Origin of the sequence: Streptomyces sp. NBC_01408 (assembly GCF_026340255.1) — a bacterium.
Classification (GTDB): Bacteria; Actinomycetota; Actinomycetes; order Streptomycetales; family Streptomycetaceae; genus Streptomyces.
Window position 1 is genome coordinate 217,941 of the sequence record NZ_JAPEPJ010000001.1, and the last position, 26,804, is coordinate 244,744.

24 protein-coding genes, 1 tRNA gene and 1 pseudogene are annotated in these 26,804 nt (G+C 72.2%); 11 read left to right on the top strand and 15 right to left on the bottom strand.

The genetic code is table 11. From position 1 onward, the window contains the following. Positions 1-46 precede the first annotated feature (46 nt). From lysA to OG447_RS00950, 3 genes are all read right to left on the bottom strand, one after another. The gene (lysA, locus tag OG447_RS00940) at positions 47-1,438 is read right to left on the bottom strand and encodes a diaminopimelate decarboxylase (RefSeq protein ID WP_266934254.1); all 1,392 of its coding nucleotides are present in this window, start codon (positions 1,436-1,438) and stop codon (positions 47-49) included. Between the two features lie 19 nt (positions 1,439-1,457). Further along, positions 1,458-2,465: an ArgS-related anticodon-binding protein NrtL gene (gene nrtL, locus OG447_RS00945; RefSeq protein WP_266934255.1), complete on the bottom strand. Its 1,008-nt coding sequence runs from the start codon at positions 2,463-2,465 to the stop codon at positions 1,458-1,460. Between the two features lie 530 nt (positions 2,466-2,995). After that, complete coding sequence (locus OG447_RS00950; protein ID WP_266938695.1) at positions 2,996-3,493, bottom strand: response regulator; 498 nt, start codon at positions 3,491-3,493, stop codon at positions 2,996-2,998. Positions 3,494-3,575: 82 nt separating this feature from the next. Here OG447_RS00950 and OG447_RS00955 point away from each other — a divergent pair. Then, positions 3,576-3,647 (top strand) — tRNA-Arg (locus tag OG447_RS00955). Between the two features lie 651 nt (positions 3,648-4,298). Beyond that, complete coding sequence (locus OG447_RS00960) at positions 4,299-5,282, top strand: XdhC family protein (protein WP_266934256.1); 984 nt, start codon at positions 4,299-4,301, stop codon at positions 5,280-5,282. Positions 5,283-6,022: 740 nt separating this feature from the next. On the opposite strand, the gene OG447_RS00965 is transcribed toward OG447_RS00960, so the two are convergent. Then, positions 6,023-6,346 carry a plasmid stabilization protein gene (locus OG447_RS00965; RefSeq protein ID WP_266934257.1) on the bottom strand — a complete coding sequence of 108 codons (324 nt, stop codon included), beginning with the start codon at positions 6,344-6,346 and terminating at the stop codon, positions 6,023-6,025. Positions 6,347-6,460: 114 nt separating this feature from the next. On the opposite strand from OG447_RS00965, the gene OG447_RS00970 reads away from it, so the two are divergent. After that, complete coding sequence (locus OG447_RS00970) at positions 6,461-6,856, top strand: DUF6479 family protein (protein ID WP_266934258.1); 396 nt, start codon at positions 6,461-6,463, stop codon at positions 6,854-6,856. Between the two features lie 40 nt (positions 6,857-6,896). Here OG447_RS00970 and OG447_RS00975 read toward each other — a convergent pair whose 3' ends face one another. The 5 genes from OG447_RS00975 to OG447_RS00995 form a co-directional block, all read right to left on the bottom strand. After that, positions 6,897-7,781: an ATP-dependent DNA ligase gene (locus OG447_RS00975; protein WP_266938696.1), complete on the bottom strand. Its 885-nt coding sequence runs from the start codon at positions 7,779-7,781 to the stop codon at positions 6,897-6,899. After that, the gene (gene ligD, locus OG447_RS00980) at positions 7,781-8,677 is read right to left on the bottom strand and encodes a non-homologous end-joining DNA ligase (RefSeq protein WP_266934259.1); all 897 of its coding nucleotides are present in this window, start codon (positions 8,675-8,677) and stop codon (positions 7,781-7,783) included. The genes OG447_RS00975 and ligD overlap by 1 nt, the downstream gene beginning before the upstream one ends. 183 nt (positions 8,678-8,860) lie before the next feature. Further along, positions 8,861-9,889, bottom strand: a complete 1,029-nt coding sequence (locus tag OG447_RS00985) for a Ku protein (RefSeq protein WP_266934260.1) — start codon at positions 9,887-9,889, stop codon at positions 8,861-8,863. Positions 9,890-10,032: 143 nt separating this feature from the next. Then, positions 10,033-11,013, bottom strand: coding sequence for a GNAT family N-acetyltransferase (locus tag OG447_RS00990; protein ID WP_266934261.1), 981 nt, complete (start codon positions 11,011-11,013; stop codon positions 10,033-10,035). Between the two features lie 536 nt (positions 11,014-11,549). After that, positions 11,550-12,407 carry a nuclease-related domain-containing protein gene (locus tag OG447_RS00995; protein ID WP_266934262.1) on the bottom strand — a complete coding sequence of 286 codons (858 nt, stop codon included), beginning with the start codon at positions 12,405-12,407 and terminating at the stop codon, positions 11,550-11,552. 184 nt (positions 12,408-12,591) lie between these two features. Between OG447_RS00995 and OG447_RS01000 the strand changes: the two genes are divergently transcribed. The 3 genes from OG447_RS01000 (at position 12,592) to OG447_RS01010 (ending at position 15,519) form a co-directional block, all read left to right on the top strand. Then, positions 12,592-13,305 (top strand): hypothetical protein, encoded by a 714-nt coding sequence (locus OG447_RS01000; protein WP_266934263.1) that lies wholly within the window; start codon positions 12,592-12,594, stop codon positions 13,303-13,305. Positions 13,306-13,411: 106 nt separating this feature from the next. Then, entirely contained in the window at positions 13,412-14,254 is an 843-nt protein-coding gene (locus tag OG447_RS01005) for a hypothetical protein (RefSeq protein WP_266934264.1), read from the top strand. Next, positions 14,251-15,519, top strand: a complete 1,269-nt coding sequence (locus OG447_RS01010; protein WP_266934265.1) for a HAMP domain-containing sensor histidine kinase — start codon at positions 14,251-14,253, stop codon at positions 15,517-15,519. The genes OG447_RS01005 and OG447_RS01010 overlap by 4 nt, the downstream gene beginning before the upstream one ends. A gap of 47 nt (positions 15,520-15,566) precedes the next feature. Here the strand turns inward: OG447_RS01010 and OG447_RS01015 are convergent, their stop codons facing one another. Genes OG447_RS01015 through OG447_RS01025 form a run of 3 tightly spaced genes read right to left on the bottom strand, consistent with a single transcriptional unit; the run spans position 15,567 to position 17,510 of the window. After that, the gene (locus OG447_RS01015) at positions 15,567-15,833 is read right to left on the bottom strand and encodes a hypothetical protein (protein WP_266934266.1); all 267 of its coding nucleotides are present in this window, start codon (positions 15,831-15,833) and stop codon (positions 15,567-15,569) included. A gap of 10 nt (positions 15,834-15,843) precedes the next feature. Beyond that, positions 15,844-16,557, bottom strand: coding sequence for a TetR/AcrR family transcriptional regulator (locus tag OG447_RS01020; protein ID WP_266934267.1), 714 nt, complete (start codon positions 16,555-16,557; stop codon positions 15,844-15,846). A 23-nt stretch (positions 16,558-16,580) separates the two neighbouring features. Next, positions 16,581-17,510 (bottom strand): diiron oxygenase, encoded by a 930-nt coding sequence (locus tag OG447_RS01025; RefSeq protein ID WP_266934268.1) that lies wholly within the window; start codon positions 17,508-17,510, stop codon positions 16,581-16,583. 168 nt (positions 17,511-17,678) lie between these two features. Here OG447_RS01025 and OG447_RS01030 point away from each other — a divergent pair, with 168 nt between their 5' ends. Then, positions 17,679-18,788, top strand: coding sequence for a ferritin-like domain-containing protein (locus tag OG447_RS01030; protein WP_266934269.1), 1,110 nt, complete (start codon positions 17,679-17,681; stop codon positions 18,786-18,788). 197 nt (positions 18,789-18,985) lie between these two features. On the opposite strand, the gene OG447_RS01035 is transcribed toward OG447_RS01030, so the two are convergent. Further along, on the bottom strand, positions 18,986-20,446 hold the full coding sequence (locus tag OG447_RS01035) for a penicillin-binding transpeptidase domain-containing protein (RefSeq protein WP_266934270.1): 1,461 nt from the start codon (positions 20,444-20,446) through the stop codon (positions 18,986-18,988). After that, positions 20,443-21,807 carry an FtsW/RodA/SpoVE family cell cycle protein gene (locus OG447_RS01040; protein WP_266934271.1) on the bottom strand — a complete coding sequence of 455 codons (1,365 nt, stop codon included), beginning with the start codon at positions 21,805-21,807 and terminating at the stop codon, positions 20,443-20,445. Before OG447_RS01040 ends, OG447_RS01035 begins: the two co-directional genes overlap by 4 nt. Positions 21,808-21,903: 96 nt before the next feature. On the opposite strand from OG447_RS01040, the gene OG447_RS01045 reads away from it, so the two are divergent. The 4 genes and pseudogenes from OG447_RS01045 (at position 21,904) to OG447_RS01060 (ending at position 25,583) form a co-directional block, all read left to right on the top strand. Continuing rightward, complete coding sequence (locus tag OG447_RS01045) at positions 21,904-22,311, top strand: DUF6325 family protein (protein WP_266934272.1); 408 nt, start codon at positions 21,904-21,906, stop codon at positions 22,309-22,311. After that, a complete protein-coding gene (locus tag OG447_RS01050; RefSeq protein ID WP_266934273.1) occupies positions 22,311-22,691 on the top strand; it encodes an SHOCT domain-containing protein in 381 nt (126 codons plus the stop codon). Before OG447_RS01045 ends, OG447_RS01050 begins: the two co-directional genes overlap by 1 nt. Before the next feature lie 204 nt (positions 22,692-22,895). After that, positions 22,896-23,050: pseudogene (locus OG447_RS01055) on the top strand (cupin domain-containing protein); the annotation flags it as partial. A gap of 1,318 nt (positions 23,051-24,368) precedes the next feature. Further along, complete coding sequence (locus tag OG447_RS01060) at positions 24,369-25,583, top strand: C40 family peptidase (RefSeq protein ID WP_266934274.1); 1,215 nt, start codon at positions 24,369-24,371, stop codon at positions 25,581-25,583. Here the strand turns inward: OG447_RS01060 and OG447_RS01065 are convergent. Further along, positions 25,493-26,794 (bottom strand): styrene monooxygenase/indole monooxygenase family protein, encoded by a 1,302-nt coding sequence (locus OG447_RS01065; RefSeq protein ID WP_266934275.1) that lies wholly within the window; start codon positions 26,792-26,794, stop codon positions 25,493-25,495. The two genes, OG447_RS01060 and OG447_RS01065, sit on opposite strands and share 91 nt — an antisense overlap. Positions 26,795-26,804 lie beyond the last annotated feature (10 nt).

A 26,804-nucleotide genomic window follows, 5' to 3' on the forward strand; every position in this document is an offset into this window, starting at 1 on the left:
GACACCTATTTTGGGGGTCTGGGGCCTTCTCCCCGAAATATGGGAATCATTCCAGGTCGAGACGCAGGAGATCTTCCTCCGTCTCGCGCCGGACGATCACCCTTGCCTGACCGTCGCGCACGGCGACGACGGGCGGGCGCAGCGCGTGGTTGTAGTTGCTCGCCATGGAGCGGCAGTACGCGCCGGTCGCCGGGACGGCCAGCAGGTCGCCGGGGGCGAGGTCGGCGGGCAGGAACGCGTCCTTGACCACGATGTCACCGCTCTCGCAGTGCTTGCCGACGACGCGGACGAGCATCGGCTCGGCGTCGGAGCGGCGCGAGACGAGGGAGATGGAGTACTCGGCGTCGTACAGCGCCGTGCGGATGTTGTCGGACATCCCGCCGTCCACGCTGACGTACGTACGCAGTCCCTCGAGCGGCTTGATGGTGCCGACCTCGTAGAGGGTGAAGGCGGTCGGGCCGACGATGGCGCGGCCGGGCTCGACGGAGATCCGGGGGGCCCGCAGCCTCGCCGCCTCGCACTCCCGGGCGACGATCTCGGTGAGCGCCTTGGCGATCTCGTGCGGCTCGCGCGGGTCGTCGTCGGAGGTGTAGGCGATACCGAGGCCGCCGCCGAGGTCGATCTCGGGCAGCTCCACGCCGTGCTCGTCGCGTACGGCGGCCAGCAGCTGCACCACCCGCTTGGCGGACACCTCGAAACCGGCCATGTCGAAGATCTGCGAGCCGATGTGGGAGTGGATGCCGAGCAGCTCCAGCGAGTCGTGGCCGAGCACGCGGCGTACGGCCTCGGCGGCGGAGCCGTCGGCCACGGCGATGCCGAACTTCTGGTCCTCGTGGGCGGTGGCGATGAACTCGTGGGTGTGCGCCTCGACGCCCACCGTCACGCGGATCTGCACGGGCTGGCGCACACCCAGCTCACGGGCGACGTGCGCGACGCGGGCGATCTCCTGGAAGGAGTCGAGGACGATGCGCCCGACCCCGGCCTCGACCGCGCGGGTGAGCTCGGCGACGGACTTGTTGTTGCCGTGGTAGGCGATCCGCGAGGCGGGCATCTCGGCGGCGAGCGCAACGGTCAGCTCACCGCTGGAGCAGACGTCGAGATTCAGCCCTTCTTCCTTCAGCCACCTCACGACGGCCTTGGAGAGGAAGGCCTTGCCCGCGTAGAACACGTCGGCGTCCTTGCCGAAGGCGTGCGCCCAGGCCCGGCAGCGCGCCCGGAAGTCCTCTTCGTCCAGGAAGTAGGCCGGGGTCCCGAACTCCTCGGCGAGCCGGGTCACTTCCATGCCGCCGACGGAGACGACGCCGTCGTCCGCGCGCCGCACGGTCCGGGCCCACACCTTCTCGTCGAGGGTGTTCAGGTCGGCGGCCGGCGGGGCGTAGTGCCCCTCGGGCAGGACATCGGCGTGACGGGGTCCGGCGGGGTGCGCGGAACGGCTCATCGGAATCTCTCTTCGCAGGTCACAGGCGTTCAGGTGCGTCTATACCGAGCAGGGCCAGGCCGCCGGCCAGCACCGTCCCGGCGGCTTCGGCGAGTGCCAGCCGGGCGCGGTGGGCGGCCGAGGGTTTCTCGTCCCCTCGGGGCAGCACGCGGTACTGGAAATCGAGGAGGGCGTCAGCCAGCTCGACGAGGTGCCGGGCGAGCCGCTCGGGGGCGCGGTGGTGCGCGGCGGCTTCGAGGACCAGGGGGTACTCGGTCAGGGCGCGCAGCAGCTCGGGCGCGCCGGTCACCTCCCCGGCCTCGGCGCCGAACCCGAGCTGGGCGGCGTTGCGCAGGAGCGCACGGCTGCGCGAGTAGGCGTACCGGACCCGGAAGAACTCACTGCCCTCACCCTGCACGAGCAGCACGTCGGAAAACACGGGGGTCTCCCGGGCCGGCACGGCGAGCATCCCCCACCGCGCGGCATCGGCCCCGTAGCGCGCGAAAACGTCGGAGTCCTGCTTGGCGAGGGGGGCGACGGGAAGGGGGACGGGCACGTCGCGTTCGCTGCCGCCCTGGGCGCGCACGAGCCGCAGGACGCTCTGGCGTACGACCCGCTCACGCAGCCCGGGGCCGGTGCCGGCGTCATCGTCGTCGTCTTCGTCGTCGTCGGGGGTGAGGAAGGCAGCCCCGCCCCGTACGTCCCGAATCACGATGTCCCAGACGATCGCTTCGCTGACGAGGGAGGGGGCGGAAGGCGCCGACAGTACGAAGTTGAGGAACCCTGCCCCGGTGACCTGGACGCTCTCGATCCCCGGCTCCGCGCCGAGCCGCCGGGCCAGCACGTCCGCCACATCGCGGGGCGGGCGGCCGGCGCTCTTGGCGACCTGAAAGGCGACGGGGGTGGCGTACTCCCCCACCCCACCGGGCCGGGTCCGCTCGACGACCACCCGCCCGCCGGGCACCCCGGCCTGGGCCGGCAGCTCCCCGTCCTCGACGGCACAGCGCACGGCGCGCACGAGGGTACGGGAGAGGTCAGCGGGGGTCACGGGACCAGCCTAGGGGAGAAGGCCTCGGGTCACGCGAAGGGTTTCGCCATGTGAACATCGCCGCCGACCACGCCCGCACCGACCCGCCCGGGAGCGACCGCCGGGCCGACCGACCGCCCGTCGCCCGACTCCGTACACCGCAGCACGAAGGGACACCTCTGTACGGGCTGTACGGGACACTTCCGAGCACTCCGCTGACGCGGCAACACGCCGGGCCGGCCGGACCGCGAGGCGCGGCGCCGCCCATCGCGACAACGGATACGGCGGAACTCGCGGCGGGCGCCGTCACGGCCGAGCAGGCGGCAGGCGCCGGGATGCCGCAGGCCCGGCGGGCCGGTACGGCGAGGCCAGGGCCAACGCCAAGGGGCGCTGCCCCAGCCCGGCCGAGGAGAGCAGAGTTCTAGCCTCTCCCGGAGGGAGGAACGGTGGTGGCGGCCTCACCCTCCGTGGAGGGAGGAACGGGGCAGCCCAGCCCAGCCCCGCCCGGGAAGGAACCGGGAAGATAAAGACGGGTCCCTGGCGGGAGCCTCTCAGCCCCGCCCCCTCCCGGCGGGAGCGCCTTTCCGCCCGTCGCGCCGGTCCTTGCCCTCGACGAGCCGCCGCACGACGCGTACCAGCTCGGCAGGCTCGAACGGCTTGGCGACGAAGGCGTCCACACCGGCCGCGAACCCGGTCTCCACCTCATACTGCGTACAGGCACTCACGATGGCCACCGGCACGTCCCGGGTCCGCGGATCCGCCCGCAACTGCGCGGCCGTTGCGAACCCGTCCAGGCGGGGCATGACCACGTCGAGCGTGATCACATCGGGGCACACACGACCCACGACGTCCAGACACTCGGCACCATCGTTTGCGGTCACGACCTCGAAGCCCTCCAGCTCGAGATTGACCTTGATCAGCTGCCGGATGACCTTGTTGTCGTCGACAACAAGCACCCGGCCCGAGGCGCCTGGCACAACTCGAGAGTAGGTCGAGCCGGGCCCCCGCGTCCGGGTTTTTGCCACTTCCACCCCCTGCGGGCGACCCACGTCCACCGCCCCCGCAAACCGGTTCCTGATCACCCCGCCGAAGCTGGTAGTGTTCAACCCGTCGCAGCAACACCAACGACACGCCCCCGTAGCTCAGGGGATAGAGCAACGGCCTCCGGAGCCGTGTGCGCAGGTTCGAATCCTGCCGGGGGCACTTCGCAGGAAGTGCCCAAAGACCCCGCCATCAGCGCCTTAGCTGAGACGGGGTCTTCGCGTATGCGCAGCCAACTGCGGCCGAGCGCATCCATGTGGGGTAGTACGCGGCCTATTTGTGGGACGGCCGTGCCTCATCGGCCGCCAGTTCAGCGGCCGGAATCATCGAAGGCCCCAGGATCGACCGGGGCCTTGGCCGTGCCGCCTCGCTCGCGTTGCTCGTACTCGCGCAGCAGATCCTCGATCCGCCGGTTGGCTGCCTCCCGCCGACCAGCGAGGCGCTGCGCGTGGCTACCGAGGAGAAACGGGTCGGTCTCAGGTGTGCAGGAATTGCGTGTGCGGCCAAGTGGCTTCCTGGGATGGCTGTTTGGGGATCGGGGGATGGGGGTGCTGTTGTCGGTCCTGGATTCCTGTCCCTGGGGCCGCCGCTTGGCGGTGTGCGGGTGGCCGGGACGGTGATCCTGGGCGGGCATGGGTCGGGAGGCGGGGTGGGCCGGGTTCCGGTGGTCTGTACGAGGGGGGTGGGGTGGGTCTGTGGGATTGGGGGATGGGTAGGGGTGGGGGGCGTGCGTAGGGTGGTTCGTGAGGCCGCATCGTGCCGTTGACCTGGCGCTTTGCGGGGAGTGAGCTCTTATGGGATGGGGCGGCACAGATGCGTGAGCTGGTGGAGACGGCGCGGCGGTGGCTGGCCGAGGGGCGGGACGGGTATCTGGCCCGGCCCGTGACCGAGCAGGGGTTCGGGCCACGGGATCCGGCCGGGGCCCTGCTCGTCGATGCGCGGGGGGAGTGCGTCGGGGCGCTGTACCGGGGGGTCTTCGATGCCGAGCTCGTCGCCGAGGCCGGGGCCATGGGGGCCGGGGACACGGCGCGGGTGTGCGAGGTGTCCGTGCGCGGGGCCGAGGCCGTGGCGGCGAAGCTGACCTGTGGCGGGCAGGCGGAGATCCTGCTCCAGCCGCTGACCGCGATCCCGGCCGAGTGGTGGGAGTTGCTCGGGGAGGGGGCCGGGGTGGCGTTGGTGACCCGGCTGAACGAGGGTGCTGATCAGGCTGTCAGCGAGGCCGTACGGGCCACGGACACCCCGCGCGACGATGCGGGGCGGCGGGCCGGCGAGCTGCTGGCCACGCGGCGGCCCGGGCGGGACGCGCTGTACGGGGAGTCCGGGCTGGTGCTCGTGGAGGCGTACCCCTCGGCGCCGTACGTGGTCATCGGCGGCGGCGGGGAGCTCGCCGAGATCATCGAGCGGCAGGCCGCCCTGCTGGGCTGGGGAGCCGAGATCGTGGAGGCGGCGGCGCAGGCCGAGAAGGCGCTCGACGACCACCGGGACGCCGCCTGCCTGGTGCTGCTCAGCCACGAGCCCGACTTCGACGTCCCGACCCTGCGCTCCGCGCTGGACCTCGGGATCCCCTACGTGGGGGCGCTGGGTTCGCGGCGGACCACCGCGCGGCGGCGGGAAGGGCTGATCGCGGCCGGGGTGGGCGAGGCGCAGCTGGGCCTGGTGCACGGGCCGATCGGGCTGGACCTCGGCGCGCGGACGCCGGCGGAGACGGCGCTGGCCATCTGCGCGGAGATCGTGGGCGTGCTCAGCGGGCGGGAGACGCGGGCACTGCGCGACTCCGACGGGCCGCTGCGGGGCTGAGCGAAACGGGCAGCGCCGTGCGTCACGCGCGGAACCGGCCGCATGCAGCGCGGCGTTGCGGCATGCGGCCTGCCCGGCGAGGCGTCGACGCCAGGCACCGGCTGCTGCAGCGTCGACTCACCACCCGGTTCCCGAGCGGGACGGGAGGGCTGGGTGGAGCCGTGGGCGGAGCGGGCGCGGGACCTGCGGTTCCGCCGCGGCCACCGGCGAGGGGCTCGCCACGGCGGAGGCGGCGCGCCAAGCGGCGCCGAGCACCGTCCGGGACGCGCGCCCTCGCCCGGCCTGTGGATTCCGCCCGCCCCGGCCGGCCGGGGACTGGCTCGCCACGGCGGGACGGTGTGCGGAGCACCCTCCGGGGGGTACTGGGCGCTGGGGCTGGGCAGATGGGGCTTTGCGGGGAGGGCTGCCTGGTACGCCCCGAGTGGCGCCGGACGGGCAGCGCAGCCCGGGCGGTGCGGGCACTGGGGCCGCCCGTTCACCGCCGCCGAGGCGGGGTGCGGGGCCCGGAGCAGGATGCCGACCCCGGAGGGGACGCCGACCCGGACTGGCTGCCGACCCGATCCGGTTGTGCCGAGCCGGTCCGGGCGTGCCGAGCCGGTCCGGGCGTGCCCGGCCGGTTCAGGCGTGCCCGGCCGGTTCAGGCGTGGCTCGGGCCGGGGGCCGGACCGGTTCCGGTGCGGCCCCGGGCGAGGTGCCCGGCCGGTGCAGGGTCCGCCGGGCGCCATCGCATGGTGGCGGGGTCAGTTGCCCAGGGCGCGTTTGAGCTGGGCCTTGTTCATGTCCGAGCGGCCGTGGATGTTGCGGCGCCGGGCCTCCGCGTAGAGCTGCTCGTACGTGGGTCCCTGCGCGCCCGAGTGGGAGTGCAGGCCTCCGCGCCGGCCGGAGGACATGTCCTCCAGGGATTCCTTGCTCGCGGTCTTGGACTCGCCGGCCCGGGCGCGTTCCTTGTTGACCGTCCGGGCGGCGATCTCCTTCGCCCGCTTCTCGGACACGCCGCGCTGTTCGGCGCTCTCCTTGATGTGTTCGTACTGGCGCTCCCGCTTGGGGGAGGATCCACGGGGCATCTCGGGCCTCCTTCGGATTCAGGATCCGGGTACCTCTGGCGCGTACCCCAAATGCCGCAAGGCATCCAGCCCAGAATGGCGCATACCGGACAGAAGTGCGGGAAACTGAGTCTCATGGACGCGACCCTGAGCGTGGACTCGACCCTCACCGACATCGCGTGGTTCCTCGTCGTCGGAATCGCCGTGGCGGGCTTTCTGCTCGGCGCCTTCTGGCTGGGCAAGAAGGTCCGGGCGCAGGAACCACCACCGCCCACCGCCGAGAGCCAGCCACACCTGCCGGAGGGCGGGGCCGTCTATGAGGTGCGCGAGGAGCGCGAGAACGTGGAGATCCCCGAAGGCGGTCTGAGGCCGCACGAGATGCAGGGCTACGGAAACTTCGGCTCCACCACCTCCACCCATCCCGAGGAGGACAGGGCGCGGCGGGAATCCGGCTTCAAGCATCCGGAGGGGCCACCGCCGCACGCCCAGCCGGGGGCTCCGCCGGACGCGGGGCGCGGCGCCCACAGCTGACCTGACTGGACCCTCCTCTGGCCCGCGCCCCCCGCGCGGGTCAGAGGTCCGTCCGCAGCCGCAGCACCTCCGGCGGCGGGTGGCGTGCCGAGGTGTGCCGGACCTCCGCCGTGAGCGGCGGGTCCAGCGGCCGGAAGGGGACCTCCCCGAGCCCGATCGCGGTGACGGTGGCCCCGGCCGGGGCGGTGGCCGCTCGGTCGGCCACGGCCGCGGCCACCTCCCTACGCAGCGCCGCGGACAGCGGGCTCGACACCAGCGGCGTCTCCTCCCCCACCGGCAGCACCAGTACCAGGGCCAGGGGCCGCTTCGCGGTCCCCGTGTACCCGACGACCGCCGCGTCCCGTACATCCGTGTGGCGGAGCTTCTGCCAGCCGCGCCGCCCGGCCGGGTAGGTCTGGTCCAGCCGTTTGACGACCAGGCCTTCGATGCCGCTGGCGGGCAGGGTCTCGTACCAGGTGGCGGCCAGTTCCGGGTCGGTCGTCATCGGCACCGGCTGGAGCGGGGGCCCGAGCGGGAGCAGCAGGTCGACCAGGAGGGCCCGGCGCCGTTCGTACGTGCGTCCGCGCAGGTCGAGCCCGGCCAGTTCCAGTACGTCGAAGGCGGCGTACGAGGCCGGCAGGCTCTGCGCGAGGACGGCGGCCCGCGCGGCGGTGGCGGCCGCGCGGCGCTGCACGAGGGCGAAGTCCGTTCGGCCCGCGTGCCAGACCACGACCTCGCCGTCGAGGACCGTGCCGGCGGGCAACTGCCGTGCGGCCGCGGCCAGGTCGGGGAAGGCGCTGGTGACGATCCGGCCGGAGCGGGCCTGGAGCACCACGTCCTGCTCCGAGCGGAGCACGACGAGCCGGTGGCCGTCGAACTTCGGCTCGTAGGCGAGGCCCGTCCCCCGCGGCAGGGTGCGTACGGCGGTGGCCAGCGCGACCCGGATCACGACCGCTCCCCGGGCAGTCGCCCCGCGCGGCCGGGGTCGGTCAGGGGGGCGAAGAGGTCACCGTCGCGGTCCAGCCGCGGGGCGATGTCACCGGCGAGGAAGACCAGGTCGGCCGGGTTCCGGCAGGCCTCGACCTCCGCCCAGGAGACCGGGGCGGACACCGTCGGGCGGGCCCGGGCCCGCAGCGTGTAGGGCGCGGCGGTGGTCTTGGCGGCGGCGTTCTGGCTGTGGTCGACGAAGACCTTGCCGGGGCGCAGGGCCTTGGCCATGCGGTGCACGGCCAGGGCGGGGAGCTCGCGCTCGGCCTCCTGGGCGAGGAGCTTCGCGTACGCCGACACCTGCTCGGACGGGGTCGGCTCCAGGGCCACGGCCAGGTGCATCCCCTTGGAGCCGGAGGTCTTGGCGTAGGCCTCCAGCCCGTCGGCGGCGAGCCGTTCGCGCAGCCAGAGCGCGGCGGCGCAGCACTCGACCACGGTGGCGGGCGGGCCGGGGTCGAGGTCGAGGACCAGCCGGTCGGCGACGGCCGGGCGGCCGGCGGGCCACTGGGGGGTGTGGAACTCCACGACCAGGTTGGCGGCCCACATCAGGGTGGCCAGGTCGGCGATGACCACCTGTTCGGCGGAGAGGTCCTCGGAGCGGGGCACCGGGGTGGTCTTCACCCAGGCGGGTGTGCCGGGCGGCGGGTTCTTGGTGAAGAAGAGCTGGCCGTCCGGGCCGTCGGGATAGCGCAGGAACGACACGGGGCGGTCGTGGACGTGGGCGAGGAGCGGGACCGCGACGGTGGCGTAGTAGTGCAGCACCTCGCCCTTGGTGAAGCCGGTCTCCGGGTACAGGACCTTGTCGAGGTTGCTGAGCGAGATGCGACGGCCCTCCACCAATGTGATCGGCGTCATACGATGAGACTGCCATGAAACGGGAGGAACCGTGCGATCCATTCGGCAGGTCCACCTCGCCGACGGCGGTTCTCTGGGGGTCACGGCTGTCGCGCGCTGATCTGGGCCATGTCAGGACAGCTCAGGGCCGATCGGGTGACCGTGTCGGTGTGCAACAGGTGTGGCGCGGGAGTGGGGCCGGGTTCAGGCGGAGGCCCGCTTGGTGGTCTTCTTGGCCGCGGTCTTCTTCGTGGTGGCCTTGGCCGTGCTCTTCGTAGCGGCGGTGGTCTTCTTCCCGCCGGCTTCCTTCGGTGAGGCAACGGCCTTCTTCGCCGCGGACCCTGTCGCCTTCCTGGCCGGCGCCGCCTTCTTCGCCGGAGCCTTCTTCGCGGTCTTGCGGACGGGCAGGGTCCGGACCTCGGCCTCCGTCTCCTCGGCAGCACCACGCTCCCCGCGCGACTCCTTGGCCGCGCGGACGCTGTTCTCCAGAGCGGCCATGAGGTCGATGACCTTGCCGCCCGTCGGGGCGGCTTCCTCTTCGTGCGGTAGCTCGACACCCTGGAGCCTGGCTTCGATCACCTGCTGGAGGGCTTCCTGGTACTCGTCGTGGAGCGTGGACAGGTTGAAGTCCTGCGACAGCATGTCCATGAGGGACCTGGCCATCTGCAGTTCCTGGGGCCGGATCGTGACCTCGCCCTCCGGCGCGACGCCGGCGGCAGGCCGGACCTCGTCGGGCCAGAGGCACGTCTGCAGCACCAGCGTGTCCTCGTGCACTCGGAGCACGGCGAGTGACTCTCTCGACCGGATGGCGATCTTTGTGACGGCGATCTGCCCGGCCTCGGTCAGGGCCTGCTTGAGCAGGGCATAGGGCTTGGCGGCCGCGCGGTCGGAGGTGCCGACGTAGTAGGCCTTGGAGAACATCAGCGGATCAATGGTCTCGGCGTCGACGAAGGCCAGCACGTCGATGAGCTTCTTGCTGGGGAGGGGGAGGTCGGCGAGGTCCTCGTCGGACAGCATGATCATGCTGCCGTCCGGGGCCTCGTAGCCCTTGGTGATCTCTTGGTACGGGATCTCGACGTCCTCGGCTTCGCATACGCGCCGCAGCCGCACCCTGGAGCCGTCTTTCTCGTGCACCTGGCGAAGCGGGATGTCGTGCTCCTCCGTGGCCGTGAAGAGCTGGACCGGGATCGTGACCAGCCCGAACGATATGGCCCCCTTCCAGGTCGCTCTCATACCGGCGCTCCTTCCCTGGGACCCTCAGGCTAAGCGGAGGTCAGACGCCGCGACACTCGGCGACGACCACCTGTCCGGCCGGCCGGGCGAGGCGACGAAGCAGCCCACCAGAAGCTGGAGCCTGGTGGCCGGGACGGGTGGTCTCAGCGCCAGTCGTCGATCACATAGGCGTCGGGGTGGCTGTAACCGGGCTCGTTGGGCCGGTGCATCGTGACGCCCTGCAACCCAGTGCGGAAACCACGGTCGATCATGCGCCGATAGGCATCCGGGCGGCCCAGGTTCATCCCGGCGTCCAGCTGGCTCAGCCCGCGCCCGGCCGCCAGTTGCTCACATGCGTCGAGCAGTCGCTCGAAGCGGTCGGCGGCCTCCGGGCCAGGGCGTACGGCGCCGAATTTGACGAAGCACACGTCGTCGCCGGCCTCCGATCCCGCTCCGCAGTGGCAGACGGCCAGGCCATCGAGTTCGGAGCCGCCGCCCTGGAGCAGGATGGTGTCACCGAGTCCCTGCGCGTGCACGGCGACGATTTCGCGTTCCAGGTCCAGGCCCTCGTACACGGCCCCGGTGAGTGCGCGGCAGGCACTGAGGCAGGCGGGCTGCTCGGCGGCAGGCAGTTCGCTGTACATCACCCGGCCGGGGACCGCGGGGCTGCCCGCGACTTGCTTCTTCATGACGGCCGTGAGGAATCGGGGCCAGAAACCGTACTTGCGGTAGAGCTCGAGGTGCTTCGGACTGTGCGAGAAGGTGAACAGGCCCAGGTGGCGGTTCCCCCAGGTGTCGAAGCAGTCCATGACCGGATCCATGAGGCGCTTGCCGACGCCCTGGTCCCACAGGTCCGGACGCACGGTCAACGGTCCGAAGTACCCGACGCTGCCCCAGTTGGCGGCGAAGTTCGATCCGGCGAATTCACCCTCGATCGTCGCTGCGAAGGCCGCGTGCGGATCGGCCGCCCAGCGTGTGCGGACGTAATCGGCGGTCCCGAAGAACGTCTTCGGCTCGGGGAGCCCGAGGAACGTCCCGAAGGCGACCCGGAAGATCTCATCGGCCCGATCCAGGTCCGCCTCGGCCAACGGGCGGACTGACACCGGGCCCGCGACGGTCTTCCGCTCCGCTGCCGGTGAGGTCATCGTTCTCCCCTTCTCGGAGTCCCCGTTTCATCACACCACGAGCAGCACCGCATGGCGAAGCGAACGGTCCGCCGACACCGGAGGCCGGTGACCAGGTCCGTTGCCTTGCCTCCCCGCCGGTGAGCGCAGGCCGCCGACCACCGCCCGCGAACGCACCTCGGCCTGACGCGGGTTCGGCGGGACGCCGAGGCAGCGGGTTCGGCCAGGCGGCCTGGCGCGGCGGAGAGGCGGCCCGGCGGGGGTGGGGTGGGGACGCGCAGGAGAGTCCCCGCAGGACGAGCGCGCAACCCGGGCCGCACCTCGCGCAGCCGAGCCCAAGTGCGCGAGCCGAGGAGACACTCCGGAGCGTCCCCGCCCCACCCCCGCCCCGCCGAGCCCTGGCGCAGCCGAGCCCCGCCCCGGCCGAACCCCTGGCCCGGCAAGGCGTGGCAGCCGTGTGTGCGGGTGGCTCAGGGTGGTGGCGCCGTCGGCGGCCGGGCCAGGGTCGGTCGGGGGCCGGGCCGGTGGGCAGGGGGCTTGATCCAGGTGCGGGCGGGTCAGCGGGTTGTGGCGGTTCTTGGTGGCCGGGTCGGGGTCGGTCCGGGGGCGGCGGCGGTGGGCTGGAGCCAGGTGCGGGAGTCGCGGGCGCGGGCGAAGAGGGCTTCCACCGCCGGGGGTTCGAGGGTGGCCGAGGATGCGGCGAGGTCGGGGGCAGCCGTGAGCGGGTGCAGGACGCGGATGTCGTGGACGGTCGGGGCCACCTCGACGCGGGAGGCGTCGACCACCGCCAGGGCCGGGGTGACCCGGGCCGCCAGGGCGCGCGTGGCGCGGGCCGCGGCGCGGCGGGTCCAGCGGGGGTCCGGGCGGGGGTCGGCGCGGCCCACGGTGAGCAGGAGGTCTCCTACGGCCGCGCGCTGGCGGCGGCCCGGGACCGTGCGGACGCAGAGGATCCCGGCCGGGCCGATGAGCAGGTGGTCGATGCGGCCCAGCCCGGGGAGGGGGACGCAGTGCAGGGTCCGCCAGCCTTGTGCCTCCAGGGCGTCGAGGGCGTCGCCCATCCGCTGCTGGGCCGCCAGGTCCTGGCGGACGCGGTGGCGGGCGCGGGTGCCCGCCGAGCCGTGGTCCAGTTCCCCCAGCAGGGCCTCGCCCGGCCGGTTCGGGGCCAGGTCCGCGTCCGGCGGGAGGGACAGGCGCAGCAGGTCTGCGGCGGTGGGGACCGGGGGCGGGCCGATCGAGACCGTGCCGGTCAAGTAGGGGCGCAGCGCCTCCAGTACGGCCTCGCGGTGGTCGTCCGCGAGGACGCTGATCCGGTTCGCCTGCCGGTCGTACCAGGCCACCGCACGGCCGTCGGGCAGGTTGACGTACAGCCGGCCGCGGCCGGGCCGGCCGCTCGGCAGCACTCTGAGTCCCCGCATCGTCCTCACCCCCGGCGTCCATGGGAGCAGTCGGAGCGCCGCGCGGCAATCCCCCGGTTGTGTAACGACTCTGCCGGGACCCTGCGGCCTCGCTGTTACAAGAACGGGGCTCGGCCGCAACGGCCGGGGCCTAGGTTGGTGCCACCTGGACTCGCCAGGCCCTGACCGCACCGAAGGACTCTCCGTGAGCACCGTCCGCCGCCGCACTCTCGTTCGCGCCGCCGCCGTGACCGCATGCGCCGGAAGTCTGCTGGCGCTACCCGCCGCCGCGGCTCTCGCCGAGGGGGTCCCGGCCGCCTCGGCCGCGCACTCCGCGGCCCCGCAGCGGACGCCGGTCAAGAGCCTCGCCCTCGCGGACGGCGTCTCCACGGCGAAGGTCTACCGGATCGCCGAGGGCGTCTACCGGGCCGACATCCTGACCTCCGACGGCCGCACGGCCGCCACCCTGACCAGCCGTGACGGCGTGACCGCCATGGGTTCCGCGGGCGAGCTGCACGCCGCGCTCGACTCCGACGGGCGGCTGACCTCCTGGGTGGGTGACGCCTCCGCGAAGAACGGCAGCCATGCCGTCGGGGGCGACGGGTACAAGACGGGGACCCGGAGCGGGCAGGTCGTCGCCGCCTCGGTGCCGCGTACGGGCTCCGCTTCGGACAGCCGCGGCGAGTCGGGTGGCAGCTCCGGTAATTCCAGCAACTCCGGCGCCTCCGGCAACTCCGGCAACTCCGCTAGCGACAGCCGTTCCGTCGCCGCCGCCCGTGGCGAGGTGCTGCGCCTGAAGACGCTGGCCGACGGGCCGGGCGAGGGTGTGCTGTTGCTGGCCGCGGGTGGCGCCATCGCCGCGGTCGGCGCCGCAGGGCTGGGCTTCGCGATGCTGCGGCGCGGGCGTACGAGCGACTGACGCCGCCCATGACCGCACGACGGACCACTGGGCCAAAAAGGATGAAACTCCGCATAAGGTTGGCTTGACCGACCGTCGTACCGCGGACAGAAGGGCGCAGCGGGCTGTGAAGACGTCACCCTTCCGTGCGACCGGCTCCGCACCACAGACCCGGCCGGTGCGGCCGGTCCGCTGGTCCCCGCGGGCCCTGTCCGCCCGGCCGTCCCCATGGGTCCTGTCGGCCCTGCTGGCCCTGCCCCTGCTGGCCGGCTGCGGCGAGGCGGGCGGCCTGGTCGGCGCCGGTCCGACCCCCACCGCGAGCGGGCCCGTCCACCTGTGGCCCGACCGCCGGCCGGCCTCCGTACCGCCCGCCGGCCCGGGCGGCGCCCCGCCGGAGTACGTCCAGGGGATCCCGCCCGTGCGGGAGCAGAACGTGCACCAGGCCGATCCGCTGGCCCTCGTCCAGGCCGAGGTGCGGGCCCACCCGGACACCTACAGCGGCGGCGACGGGATGCCCGCGGAGACCGCCGCCGCGATCACCGCGTGCGGGAAGGAGGGCCAGGACCCCACGAAGTGCCCGGTGCTGACGCCGTACTACCGGGACCTCACCGGCAACTCCAAGGACGAGCTGATCGTCGGCATCGAGCTGCCGGACCGGATGATGTCGGTACGGGTGTACACCGCGGACCCCGACGGCCGGCTGAACCGGATCATGGCGACCACACAGACCGTCGTCTCCGTGGAACTGGCCGGACAGGACGTCATCCTGCGGGTCCCGAGCGGGAACAACGGCTACGAGCTGATCACCGCCTGGTCCTGGGACGAGAAGCAGCGCAGCATGCTCCCGACGCGCGAGCAGATCGTACGGGTGCCCTCGAACCCCCAGACCCCGGTGGGCCCCGGTCCCGAGCCGCGCGAGACCGGCGATCCGGACGAGCCGGTCACCCCGAGCGTGCTGAGTACCCCGTGAAGCCCCGGCTGCCCGCCTGGACGGCCACGCTCACCTGGAAGTCCGCGTGCTTCATCGTGGTGATGTGCTGCTCGCTGGCGGCGGTGCTGGGTGTGCTCGTGCACGTGGAGGTGACCCGCCAGACCGTGGCCACGGCGCGGGAGAAGGCCCTCGGCAAACTGCACGACGCCTCCCGCGCGTACGAGGCCGGCGAGGCCCTGCCGCCCGATTCGGGGCTGGACCCCCGGGGCCTGCCGCCGGGGCTGCGCGCGCTCGCCCTCGGCGGGAACCGCGGGACGGTCGTCGCCGACTACGGGGGCCGCCCGATGATGTGGGCCGCCGCGCCCGCGAACGGCCGGGCGCTGGCCACGGTCGTCGACTACGGACAGAGCGCACGCACGATCAGCGGACTGGACAACGCCATCATCGGCTCCTCGGTCCTGGCGATCGGCGGGACGCTGCTGGTGGGGGCGTTCGCCGTGACCCGGGTGACGCGTCGCCTGCACCAGACGGCGACCGTGGCCCGGCGGATCACCCAGGGCGATCTCGACGCACGCGTCGGGGATCCCCGTACGAAGGACCCCTCGCGGCACCAGGACGAGGTGGCGACCGTCGCGGGGGCGCTGGACACCATGGCGTCGAGCCTGCAGGCGAAGCTGCTGAGCGAGCAGCGGTTCACGGCGGACGTGGCGCACGAGCTGCGCACCCCGCTGACGGGGCTTCAGGCGGCCTCCGAGCTGCTGCCGGAGGGGCGGCCCACGCAGCTCGTCCAGGAGCGGGTGCGCACGATGCGGCAGCTGACGGAGGACCTGCTGGAGATCTCGCGGCTGGACTCCCGCAGCGAGCAGGTCGAGACGGACCTGCACCAACTGGGCCGGCTGGTACGGCGGGTGGTGCGGGCGTCCGGGACGGAGACCGAGGTGGTGATCGTCCGGGACGCGCACGTGGAGACGGACCGGCGCAGACTGGAGCGGGTCCTGGGGAACCTGCTGGCCAACGCCCACAAGCACGGGCGCGCGCCGGTGGTGCTGACGGTGGACGGGCCGGTGGTCAGCGTGCGGGACCACGGGGACGGCTTCCCCGAGTACCTGCTGGCGCACGGCCCGCAGCGGTTCCGTACGGAGCCCGGGGCCGGGGTGAAGGGGCACGGGCTCGGGCTGACCATCGCCGCCGGGCAGGCGGCGGTGATCGGCGCGCGGCTGGAGTTCTGCAGCGCGGAAGGGGGCGGGGCCCTGGCGGTCCTGACCCTGCCGGCCGGAGCGATTTCCAGCCCCTCCGGCGTTTGAGGAGCGGGGTCTGGGGCGGAGCCCCAGCAGCGTCGCCGCGCCCCCCGTCAGGGGCGCGCCTTCGTCCAGGGCCAGCGGGGCTTCGGCTTCACGCCCGACGGGCTGTGGACGTACTTCCAGCCCTTCTGGAGGTGCAGCCGCTTGGAGTAGCCCGACGGGACGCGCTCGTACAGGAGCACCGTCGGGGGGCCGCCGTCGGCCGCGGGAACCGGGATCTCGTACCACTTCGGGGGGTGGCCGGTCGGGCCGAGGAGGATCGGGAGGACCCGGCCGTCCATCGGGCCGCCCTCGAAGGGGGTCGGTTGGCTTCTCACCCCACCAGTGTCACAGGAGGTGGGCCGCCTCCGAGACCACCGGTATCACGCGCCGGGCCAGGACCCCGACCGGGCCGTCAGCCGATTCCAGGGCCAGCGCCGCGCGGGCGGCGGCGGCCGTCTCCGCGTCGGTGGCGGCGGTGGCCGTCAGCAGGGCGATGAACTGGTCCACCAGCCAGTCCCGGAGCTCGTCCACATCCGGCTGCTTGCCCTCGTCGATCCAGATCAGCGAGGCTGCCTCGACCGCCGTGATCCACGTGCGGACCATCATCCGCAGCCGGGGTCCGGGCGCGGGGACCCCGAGGTGGAGCAGGATCTGCTGCGCGGCGGCCCGGCGGATGCCGTCCACCGTCGCCGTCGTGCGGGAGGTCTCCACGACGCTGCCGCCCTGGAGGAGCGCCGCGAAGCCGGCGTCGTGCTCGTCGACGAAGGCCAGGTAGCGGTCCAGCGCCCGGGTGAGGCGCTGGGTGAGGGGGCCGTGCTGCGGTTCGGCGAAGCAGAGTTCGAGGAGGTCGGCCGCCGAGCGCAGGGCGGCCTCGTAGAGCTGCTGCTTGCCGCCGGGGAAGTAGCGGTAGACGAGCGGGCGCGAGACCCCGGCGGCCTCCGCGACGTCGTCCAGGGAGACCTCCTCGGGCGCCCGGTGCGCGAACAGCGAGAGGGCCACGTCGAGGAGCTGGGCCCGCCGCTCCTCGACACCCAGCCTGCGGTACGCCCGTACGGTCATGCCCGCAGACTAGACGAGTGGGTCTACGCGAGGAGCCCCGAGCTCTGCCACAGCTTGCGGCCGACCCCGCGCAGCACGCCGATGTCGTCGAGGAAGTCGGTGAGCCGCTTGGCGCCGCTCTGCATGACCTCGCGCCGGTGGCCGCTCGCCTTGACCTGGGCGAGGGCTTCGCGGCGGTCCAGGCCGATGTTCTCGTAGACCTGCGGGTTGACGAAGGCGAGCGAGAAGACCCGGGCGGCCTCGCCGCAGCTGATCCGGGTGAGCTCCTGCTCCCAGCGCGGGGCGGTGACCATCTGGCGGCGCAGCTCCTCACGGGCGTAGCGGACGTGCCGGGCCTCCTCGATGACGTGGATGCGGGTCACTCCGCGTACGAGGGGCTGAACGCGCTCGTCCGGGAAGGTCAGGCGCTGCATCCAGTCGAGGATCTCCTCGCCGAGGAGGGTGCAGGCGAAGGAACCGGGGGTGGTGGAGACGGTCTTGAGGATCCGCGCCAGGTTGTGGTTGAGGCGGGAGACCGGGTACGCGGGGGCGCCGGCCTTCTGGATCATGCGGGCGAACATCATCGAGTGGCGGCACTCGTCGGCTATCTCGGTGAGCGCGTAGCGGACGTGGTTGCTGGTCAGGGACTTGTCGTAGATGTGCCGGACCAGGAGCTGCATGAGGATGATCTCGAACCAGATGCCGAGCGAGCCGAGCGCGGCCGCCTCGTGGCGGGAGAGGTCGATGCGCTGCTCCTCCCCCATCTTCTTCCACAGCGGGGTGTCGTAGAGCGAGAGCAGCTCGGGCGGCCAGTAGTACTTGCCCTCGATCACCGGGGCGTCCCAGTCGAGTTCCTTGTCGGGGTCGAAGGAGTGCTTGGCGGAGGATTCGAGCAGCCGCTCGGCGATCTGCTCGCGGTCCTTGAGCAGGCCGAGAGCGTCCCTCAGCGCGGCTCGATCGGTCACGGTCGTCATGGCTTCGGACACCTCGTGGGTGAGTTACCGGCGGTCACTGCTTATGAGACTGCTTGTCAGCAAGGTCGTCAATCCCCCGCGCACCACTTGTTGACCGACCGTCTACCAACGTGTGACCCTGCCAACCATCCACTCCTGTACGGCAGTACGTGAGACGAGGTGGCGTCAGTGCCGACGCACGAGCTCTACACCAACGGCCCGGGCGAGGGCGTCTGGGAGGTTCCCGCCTCCGGCTCGGCCCGCTTCAACTGGGAGTACGACGGAGGCCGCGAACGGCTCCTCGCGCTCTACCAGAAGGGCAAGGACAAGCAGTGGGACGGCGCCAAGCGCATCGACTGGGACATCGAGGTGGACCCCTACGATCCGCTCGGCACCCCCGACGAGGCGCTGACCCTCTACGGGACGCGGCACTGGGCCAAGCTCACCCGGCAGGACAAGGGCGACCTGCGCCGGCACTACTCCTCCTGGCAGTTCAGCCAGTTCCTGCACGGCGAACAGGGCGCGATGGTGTGCGCGGCACGCATCGTCGAGTCGGTGCCCGACCTGGACGCGAAGTTCTACTCCGCCACGCAGACCATGGACGAGGCCCGGCACGCCGAGATCTTCGGGCGCTTCCTGCACGAGAAGGTCGGGATGCTCTACCCGATCAACGACAGCCTTCGGGAACTGCTCGGCGACACCCTGCGCGACTCCCGCTGGGACATGCCGTACCTGGGCATGCAGGTGCTGATCGAGGGGCTGGCCCTGGCCGCCTTCGGCATGCTCCGCGACACCACCGACAAGCCGCTGCCCAAGCAGATCCTCGCCTACGTGATGCAGGACGAGGCCCGGCACGTGGCCTTCGGGAGGATGGCGCTGCGCGACTACTACCGGCAGCTGACGGACGCCGAGCTGCGCGAGCGCGAGGAGTTCGTGATCGAGGGCTGCTACCTGATGCGGGACCGGCTGCGCGGGGTGGAGGTGCTGGAGAACTTCGGCATCTCGAGGAAGGAGGCGGAGCAGTTCACCGAGCAGTCGGAGTTCCTGCACCTGTTCCGCAAACTGCTCTTCAGCCGCATCGTGCCCTGCGTGAAGGACATCGGGCTGTGGGGCGAGCGGCTCCAGAAGGCGTACCTGGACATGGGCGTCTTCGAGATGGGCGACTCCAGCCTCGACCTGCTGATGAGCCAGGACGAGGAGATCGCCGAGGCCCTCGACCGGGAGCGGTTCGCGGTGGAGGAGGCGGAACGGGTCGCGGAGGTCCGCGCCACGATCGCCTCCGGCACGGACACCCCCTAGGTGTCCGTGCCGGGAGCTCCGCCCTGTTCCTCAGGCTCGGCCCGAGCCTCGACGGGCCCCCGGACCCTGTCCTCAAACGCCGGACGGGCTGAAACCCCTGGGGCTCCGCCCCAGACCCCGCGCCTCGAACGCCGGCGAGGCCGGAACTGCCGGCCAGGGACGGGGTGGATTCGCCGGCCGGGACGCGGAAGGTGCTCTCAGCGTTCCCGCAGTGCCGCCCGCATCACCGCCCGCGCGATCGGCGCGGCCGCTCCGTTGCCGCTGATGTCGCCCCGGACCGCCGAGGCGTCCTCGACCACCACCGCCACCGCGACCCCCGGCAGGGGCGCCTCCCGCGCCTTGGCCCAGGAGATGAACCAGGCGTACGGGGTGCCCGCGTTGCCGACGCCGTGCTGCGCGGTGCCGGTCTTGCCGCCGACCACCGCGCCGGGGATCGCCGCGTTCTTGCCCGTACCGTCCTCCACCACCTTCACCATCAGCTCCTGGAGCCGCAGGGCGGTGGCCGGGTTCATGGCCCGGCCCAGGGTGCGCTGGTCGGCGCGGCGGACCGGGTCGCCGTCGTCCTGCGTGGTCCGGTCCACCAGATACGGGGTCCTCACCTCGCCCCCGTTGGCCACCGCCGCCGCCACCATCGCCATCTGCAGGGGCGTCGCCTTGGTGTTGAACTGCCCGATGGAGGACAGCGCCAGCTGGTCCTGGCTCATGTCGGTGTCGAAGTTCGACCGCGACACCCACGAGGGCACCCGCAGCCCCTCGTCGTTGAAGCCGAACCGCTCCGCCGCCTCCACCATCCCGCGCAGCCCGACCCGCACCCCGATCTTCGCCATCACCGTGTTGCAGGACCACTGCACCGCCTCCGCCATCGAGGCGTCCCGGCAGCCCGTGGCCGCGTTCGGCAGCAGGGTGCTGGTCCCCGGCAGCGGATAGGGGTCGGGGGTCTCGGTCGGCGCGTCCACATCGGTGACCACGCCCGCGTCCAGAGCGGCCGCCGCCGTCACGATCTTGAAGGTGGAGCCGGGCGGGTACGTCTCGCGCAGCGCCCGGTTGAGCATCGGCTTCGCCGGGTCCGCGTTCAGCCGCGTCCAGGCCTCCTCGGCCCGCGGGCCCGTACCCGAGAGCACGGAGGGATCGTAGGAGGGGCTGCTGACCAGCGCGAGGATCCTCCCGGTGGCCGGCTCGACGGCGGCCACCGCCCCGCGCTTGCCCGCGAGCCCGGCGTACGCGGCCCGCTGCACGGCGGCCCGGACGGTGGTGGCGGCGTTCCCGCCGCCGGGCCGGCCGCGCGCCAAGTCGTACCAGAGCGGGAACGCGGACAGGCCCGGATCCGTCCCCGACAGGACCGCGTCCTCGGCGCGCTCGACGAAGCTGGTCCCGTACGTCTGCGAGGAGAAACCGGTGACGGGCGCGTACAGCGGGCCGTGGGCGTACGTCCGCTCGTAGCGCAGCAGCTGGCCGCTGTCGCGGGAGCCGGTGACGGGCCGCCCGTCGACCAGGATGTCCCCGCGGGGTTCGGCGTACCGCTCGATCGCGGGGCGCTTGTTGGCCGGGTTCGCTCCGTAGGCGGCGGACTCCCAGACCTGCACCCGGGCGATGTTGACGAGCAGGGCGACGAGCAGCAGCGCACAGAAGTACGCGCACCAGCGGATGTAGCGGATCACTCGGCGCCCTCCCGCGGTTCGGGCCTGCGGGCGCTGTCGCTCAGCCGGACCAGCAGCGCGACGATGATCCAGTTGGTGACGACGGAGGAGCCGCCCTGGGCGAGGAAGGGCATGGCCATGCCGGTGAGCGGGATGAGCCCGCTGACCCCTCCGGCGATGACGAACACCTGGAGCGCGACGATCGAGGCCAGGCCGGTGGCGAGCAGCCGGCCGAAGGGATCGCGCAGCGCGAGCCCGGTGCGGAAACCGCGGGAGACGAGGAGCCCGTAGAGCAGCAGGATCGCGGTGAGGCCGACGAGCCCGAGCTCCTCGCCCGCGGTGGCGAGGATGAAGTCCGACTTGGCGGCGAAGCCGATGAGGAAGGACTGGCCGTGGCCGAGCCCCGCGCCGAGCAGGCCGCCGGCGCCGAAGGCGAAGAGGGACTGGGCGAGCTGGCCGGGTCCTTCGCCGCGGTCGATGGAGGCGAAAGGATTCAGCCAGTCGTCCACGCGGCTGTGCACGTGCGGCTCGAAGGTCCCGACGGCGTACGCGCCCACCGCCGCCAGGACCAGGCCGATCGCGATCCAGCCGATCCTCCCGGTGGCGGTGAACAGCATGATCACGAAGAGGCCGAAGAACAGCAGCGAGGTCCCGAGGTCCCGCTCCAGGACGAGCAGGCCGACGCTCAGCAGCCAGATGGCGAGGATCGGCCCGAGGACACGGCCGGGAAGGAGACGGAGCCTCCAGAAGAGCCGGCGGCCGGTGAGCGCGAGGGCGGTGCGGTTCGCGGCGAGGTAGGAGGCGAAGAAGACGGCGAGCAGGATCTTGGCGAACTCCCCCGGCTGGAAGGACAGTCCGGCGAACCGGATCCAGATGTGGGCACCGTTGACCGCCGGGAAGAAGACCGGGACGAGCATCAGCACGAGGGCGGCGGCGACCGACAGGTACGCGTAACGCTGCAGCACCCGGTGGTCGCGCAGCAGCGCCACGACGAGCACGAACAGCGCCACCCCGAGCGCGGACCAGCGCAGTTGGTCCCCGGCGGTGAGGTGGGCGGGCGTGGTCACGTCGAGGCGCTGGATGAGGACCAGGCCGAGCCCGTTGAGCAGGAAGGCGATCGGCAGCACGAGCGGGTCGGCGTACGGGGCCCTGAGCCGGACGGCGAGGTGCGCGAGCAGCGCGGTGACGGCGAGGCCGCCGGCGTAGCGGGCGGCGGGGCGCGGGATGTGGCCGGTGGTGGCGAGGCCGACGTAGAGGTAGCCGAGGACCGAGACCAGGACGGCGCCGGCGAGGAGCGTCAGCTCGACGCCGCGGCGCTTGGGAGCGCGGGCGTCGGGAGGTGGGGGCGCGGGCTCCGCCACCTTCGCCGTCAGAGCGGTCATACGCGAAACGTAGCAAGCAGAAGGATGCTATGTCCGCTTATGTCATAGAGTGCCGAAGAGTCGTCAGAATCGGTCAGGAGTGAGGAGCCGAGGCACATGGGACCTGTGGAATTCATCGTCCTCGCCTTCCCGGAGGAGCAGCTGCGAGTGCCGGCGGTCGAGGCCGTGATGGGACTGCGCAAGACCGGCGTGGTCCGGCTGATCGACGGGCTCGTGGCGACGAGAACCGCCTCGGGCGACGTATTCGCGGCGGAGTTCGACGAGTTCGTAGAGCTACGGGGCCTGCTGACGGGCCGGGACGTAGCGCGGCTGATCGGGCCGGAGGACGTCCAGGAGGCGGCGGGGCTGCTGGAGCGCGGGAGCTGCGCGCTGCTGCTGGTGGTCGAGCACGTGTGGGCCGAGGACGCAGCCATCGCCGTACGGGCCGCAGGCGGCCGGATCGTCGGGTCGGTGCGCATCCCGCCGGACCGGGTCTCACCGGGTGCCCGGGCGGGGGTGGCCTGATGTTCATCCGGCCGGTGGGGGTGGCGGTGACCCCGGCGGACCGCCCCCGCGGCCGACCGCTCCTACGGGGCCTCCTGGCCCGTGCGGCGGGCGCACCGGAGGCGGGCACGGTCCACCCGGACACCCCGCCCGGCCGCCCCGCCCCGGGCCCGCCGGGCCGGACGGAACCCGACGAGCCCTGGCCCGACGAGACACCCTGGCCGGAGGACCAGCCCTGGCCGGAGGAGCCCGCGGACACGGACTCCCCGGACCCCGGCCCGGCGGACACCCCCCGGGCAGGCCTGGCGGCGGAACTGGCCCAACTGGCCGACCTGGCCCGCCAGGGCCACCTGACCCCGGAGGAATTCACAAGGGCCAAGGCACGCCTGCTGGGCGGGTAGGGGGTGGGGGCTCCGGCCGGGGCAGGCTGCGGAAGTGGGCGGGGTGCGGGGTGGGTGGGGTGCGGCCGGGCGGGAGGACTGGTACGACCTCGCCGTCTCCTCGGGTCCCCTCACTGACCGGCGCGAGTTCCTCGTCCAACTTCCACAGGGCACCAGCACGCACCGGGCCTCCCTGCAGAACCTGCACAGGCGGCAGCCACGCCGCACCTGGTCCGCTTCTCCCCCGGCACCCGCACCCACTGGCACTCCCACGCTGTCGGCCAGACTCTGCACGTCGTCTACGGCCTCGCGGTCATCGGAAGCGCGACGGCACCGTCTTCGAGTCCCACCCCGGACAGACCGTCGCCGGTCCGCCCGGCGGCCGAGTGGTGGATTGCGATCCGGGCTTCAGGGCACTTCAATCCCGGCAATTCTAGGCGAAAACCAAATTCGACGTAAAACTCCCATTTCCCCCGCCCATTGGCGCATTAATATCTTGCCGTAGGCGTGTTTCGCTGTTTAGGCTGCGAAGGGCGCGGTATCCCTGCGCAAACACTACCCTGGGGGAATTCATGAAGCGTAGAATCGCTTTCACTGGCGCGATTGCGGCCGGACTTCTCATGCTGTCGAGTGGAAATGCGTGGGCGGGAACAAACATCACCGTAAAAACCAAAGATAGCCGTCCGGGAGGAGGCGCAACCTTTCAAGCCAATGGTGACAATGTAGTGGTCTGCGATCTGCAAGAGGACGGGTACGCGGCAGTGGCATATCTGCGTCGCCATGACGGCCCGCTCTGGTCAACCACCGTCGCTGGGGGCTATAACACATGCAAGGAGAACTCTATAAATATTCCGGAAGGGCAGAAGCTGACGCTCACTGTATGCCTGAGGAAGGACGGTAGGGACTCCTACTGTCAAGAGGGTAGCGGAGCCGCTTAACCTGCGGCCGTGAATTGATGCTCGCCTCTTGCGAGGATGGGGCGAGCATTTCGCGATTATGGCGTTGCAGGAGCAATGGCACGGTGCGACCCCTGACCGGGTGGCTGGTACGACGACAGTGAGTACCACGACGCAGCCCAACGGGCCGAACGTACAACGCGGTTTGGCTGGGCAGCAATGGCCGGCTTGCCGGATCTCCCTCAGGCCGGGCGTCCTGTTCTGAAAGCGTAGAAGCCACAGACGGGCTGCGGACGCTGAGACGGGAAGAGCACGTGGCAAGTTGACGCGCCCCCGCTTCCGGCCCCCATCTCACCGCTGTCTGCTGGTGGGTGGCCGTACCCGCGCCCCCGGCGTCCGTCAGATGGTGGTGGGGCCGGGCTCGGTCGTGCCGCTGGAGACCGGGCCGCCCATCGCTGATGTCCCCGCTCCTCTGTCCGTACCCAGGTAACCGTTCTTTTGGGGGCTTCCCGACAGTCCTGTCTTTCCGGGGCGGGACGGCCGGTCAAGGGTGGCCGCAGGCCATCGCGAAGCGACGCGACCGAAGGGAGCGCCCTTGAGGGGCCGGCCCGACACGGCAAGACGATGGGACTGACGGGAAACCCCCAAACCCTCCCTGATGAGCCTCACGGGTAGCAGGCCCCCCAAGCCCCCGCCCCACCCCACCCCCAGGGCCACACGGGGGAGTTCGGGCGGCTGGCCGAATCGGGTGGGGGATTTGTCATACCGGGCGTGGCAGCATCGGCGCCTCGGAGGTGACCCCATGTCACGTCGGCCGCTTCGCGCCGCCTGCATCGCCACAGTGCTCGTACCCGCGCTCGTCACGGCCGGGCCGCTTCCCGGCGCCCACGCCGAGCCCGCCGGGCCCGGTGAGTCCGTCGGGGCGCTGCTCACCCGTCTGCAGGGCCTGTACCAGAAGGCCGAGGAGGCGACCGAGGCGTACAACGCCACCGAGGCCGCGCTGGGGGCCCGTCAGGGTGAGGAGCGGCGGCTGGCCTCCGAGCTCGGGAAGGCCCGTACCGCCCTCGGCTCCGAGAAGGCCGCCGCCGGGCGGCTGGCCCGGGAGCAGTACCAGGCCTCGCGGGGCCTGTCCCCGTACGCCCGGATGCTGCTGGCCGGGGATCCCCGGGTCGCGCTCGACCAGCGTCGGCTCGTCGCCCGTGAGGGTGCCCGGCGGGCTGCCGTACTGGAGCGGCTCGTGCGGGGTGAGCGGGAGGCGGGGGCGCTCGCCGTCCGGGCCCGCAAGGCCCTGGACGCGGAGCAGAACCTGGCCGCGGAGCGCAAGCGGCACAAGGACGAGGTGGCCTCGCAGCTCCGGGCGGTGGAGCGGATGCTGTCTTCGCTGACTCCCGCGCAGCTCACGCAGTTGGGTGCGCGGGAGGCCGAGAACACCGCCGACGCGCAGCGGAAGCTGGTGGATTCGGGCCGGCTGGGGAGCCCCGGCGCCGCGGCCGCCCGTACGCCGACGGCCGCCGGGGGCGTGGCGCTGACGTACGCGGCGGCCCAGATCGGCAAGCCGTACGTCTGGGGCGCCGAGGGACCGGGGTCCTTCGACTGCTCGGGGCTCACCTCGCAGGCCTGGGCACATGCGGGGCGGAGCATTCCGCGGACCAGCCAGGAGCAGTGGGCGCAGTTGCCGAAGGTGCCGCTCGATCAGCTGCGCCCGGGTGACCTGGTGGTCTACTTCCCCAAGGCCACGCATGTGGGCCTGTACATCGGCGACGGCAAGGTGATCCAGGCGCCGCGCCCCGGGGCGCGGGTCAAGGTGTCGCCCGTCGCCGCGAACCCGCTGCTCGGGGCGGTGCGGCCGGATCCGGAGGGGGCTCCGCTGGACCGCTTCGTGCCCCCGCCGCTGCCCGAGGGGGCGGCGGCGGGGGACGACGCGGGCTACTCGGCCGAGTCGGCGCCGGAAGGCGAGTCCGGCGAGTCGGACGACGAGCCGGACGGCGACGCCGATGCGGCCACCTCCGCCAGGTAGTCCGCCGCGTCCTCGGGGTCGTAGAAGTACGCGTCGAAGTCGGCCGGGTTGTCGAAGCCGTTGGCGAATCGATCCGCCACCGGCTGGAGCTGCCCGGCGGCGCCGATCAGGTTCAGCACGTGCTCCGGCGGGACGCCCAGCATCGCGTTCGTCCACTGGGTGACCGGCTTGCCCGTGGTGAACCAGTACTTGTCGAAGGTCGCCTTCATCCACGACTCGTCGAACGGCTTGTCCCCGTGCATCAGGATCGAGGAGAGGTACGAGGCCGCGCACTTGGCGGCGGAGTTCGAGCCCTGGCCGGTGATCGGGTCGTTGGCGACGACCACGTCCGCGACACCGAGCACGAGCCCGCCGCCCGGGAGGCGGCCGATGGGGTTGCGGACCACCGGCGCGTAGCGGCCGGCCAGGGTGGCGCCCGCGTCCGTCAGCTCCGCCTTCGTCGCCCGGGCGTGCTCCCAGGGCGTGAACTTCTCCATCAGGTCCAGCGTCAGCGCCAGGTGTTCCGCCGGGTCCTTGACGCCCTGGAAGGCGTCCAGCGGGCCGCCCGGGATGCCCTCCCAGAACAGGATGTCCGCCCGGCCGGAGGTGGTGAGGGTCGGCATGACGAAGAGTTCGCCGACGCCCGGCACCAGGTTGCAGCGGACGGCCTCGGTGTCCGGGTGCTCCGGGCGCGGGTCGAGTCCGTGCACGTACGAGACCGCGAGCACGCGCTGCGGGGCGTCGTAGGGGGAGCGCACCGCGTCCCTGCCGAACATCGACACCAGCTCGCCCTTGCCCGCGGCGACCAGCGTCAGGTCGTACGTGCGGGAGAAGTAGTCGAGGTCGGCGACGGAGGCGCCGTGGATGACGAGCTGTCCGCCGCGCTGCGCGAAGGTGTCGAGCCAGCCGGCCATCTTCACCCGCTGGTCGACGGACTGCGCGTAGCCCTTGAGGCGGCCGAGCCAGTCGATGGCGCGGGTGCCGTCGGGGGCGGCGACGGAGACGCCGAGGCCCTGGATCTTCGGGGCCTGCTGCTCCCAGAAGTTGATCCGGAGGTCGCGCTCGTGCTGGAGCGCGGTGTCGAACATGCACTGCGTGGACATGACCCGTCCGGTGCGGATCTCGTCCGCCGTCCGGTTGGACATGAGGGTGACCTCGTACCCCTTCGACTGGAGTCCGAGGGCGAGCTGGAGACCGGACTGGCCCGCTCCCACGACGAGTATCTTGCGCATCTCACGTTCT

What these genes read in the sequence shown, in the direction of transcription:
- OG447_RS00960 (WP_266934256.1), top strand. Translation starts at nt 4,299, where the DNA reads ATGCGTGAGCTGGTGGAGACGGCGCGGCGGTGGCTGGCCGAGGGGCGG.
- OG447_RS01020 (WP_266934267.1), bottom strand. Translation starts at nt 16,557, where the DNA reads ATGACCGTACGGGCGTACCGCAGGCTGGGTGTCGAGGAGCGGCGGGCC.
- OG447_RS01050 (WP_266934273.1), top strand. Translation starts at nt 22,311, where the DNA reads ATGTTCATCCGGCCGGTGGGGGTGGCGGTGACCCCGGCGGACCGCCCC.
- OG447_RS00985 (WP_266934260.1), bottom strand. Translation starts at nt 9,889, where the DNA reads ATGAGAGCGACCTGGAAGGGGGCCATATCGTTCGGGCTGGTCACGATC.
- OG447_RS00965 (WP_266934257.1), bottom strand. Translation starts at nt 6,346, where the DNA reads ATGCCCCGTGGATCCTCCCCCAAGCGGGAGCGCCAGTACGAACACATC.
- OG447_RS01045 (WP_266934272.1), top strand. Translation starts at nt 21,904, where the DNA reads ATGGGACCTGTGGAATTCATCGTCCTCGCCTTCCCGGAGGAGCAGCTG.
- OG447_RS01060 (WP_266934274.1), top strand. Translation starts at nt 24,369, where the DNA reads ATGTCACGTCGGCCGCTTCGCGCCGCCTGCATCGCCACAGTGCTCGTA.
- lysA (WP_266934254.1), bottom strand. Translation starts at nt 1,438, where the DNA reads ATGAGCCGTTCCGCGCACCCCGCCGGACCCCGTCACGCCGATGTCCTG.
- OG447_RS00990 (WP_266934261.1), bottom strand. Translation starts at nt 11,013, where the DNA reads ATGACCTCACCGGCAGCGGAGCGGAAGACCGTCGCGGGCCCGGTGTCA.
- OG447_RS01040 (WP_266934271.1), bottom strand. Translation starts at nt 21,807, where the DNA reads ATGACCGCTCTGACGGCGAAGGTGGCGGAGCCCGCGCCCCCACCTCCC.
- ligD (WP_266934259.1), bottom strand. Translation starts at nt 8,677, where the DNA reads ATGACGCCGATCACATTGGTGGAGGGCCGTCGCATCTCGCTCAGCAAC.
- OG447_RS01065 (WP_266934275.1), bottom strand. Translation starts at nt 26,794, where the DNA reads ATGCGCAAGATACTCGTCGTGGGAGCGGGCCAGTCCGGTCTCCAGCTC.
- OG447_RS00995 (WP_266934262.1), bottom strand. Translation starts at nt 12,407, where the DNA reads ATGCGGGGACTCAGAGTGCTGCCGAGCGGCCGGCCCGGCCGCGGCCGG.
- OG447_RS00970 (WP_266934258.1), top strand. Translation starts at nt 6,461, where the DNA reads ATGGACGCGACCCTGAGCGTGGACTCGACCCTCACCGACATCGCGTGG.
- OG447_RS01025 (WP_266934268.1), bottom strand. Translation starts at nt 17,510, where the DNA reads ATGACGACCGTGACCGATCGAGCCGCGCTGAGGGACGCTCTCGGCCTG.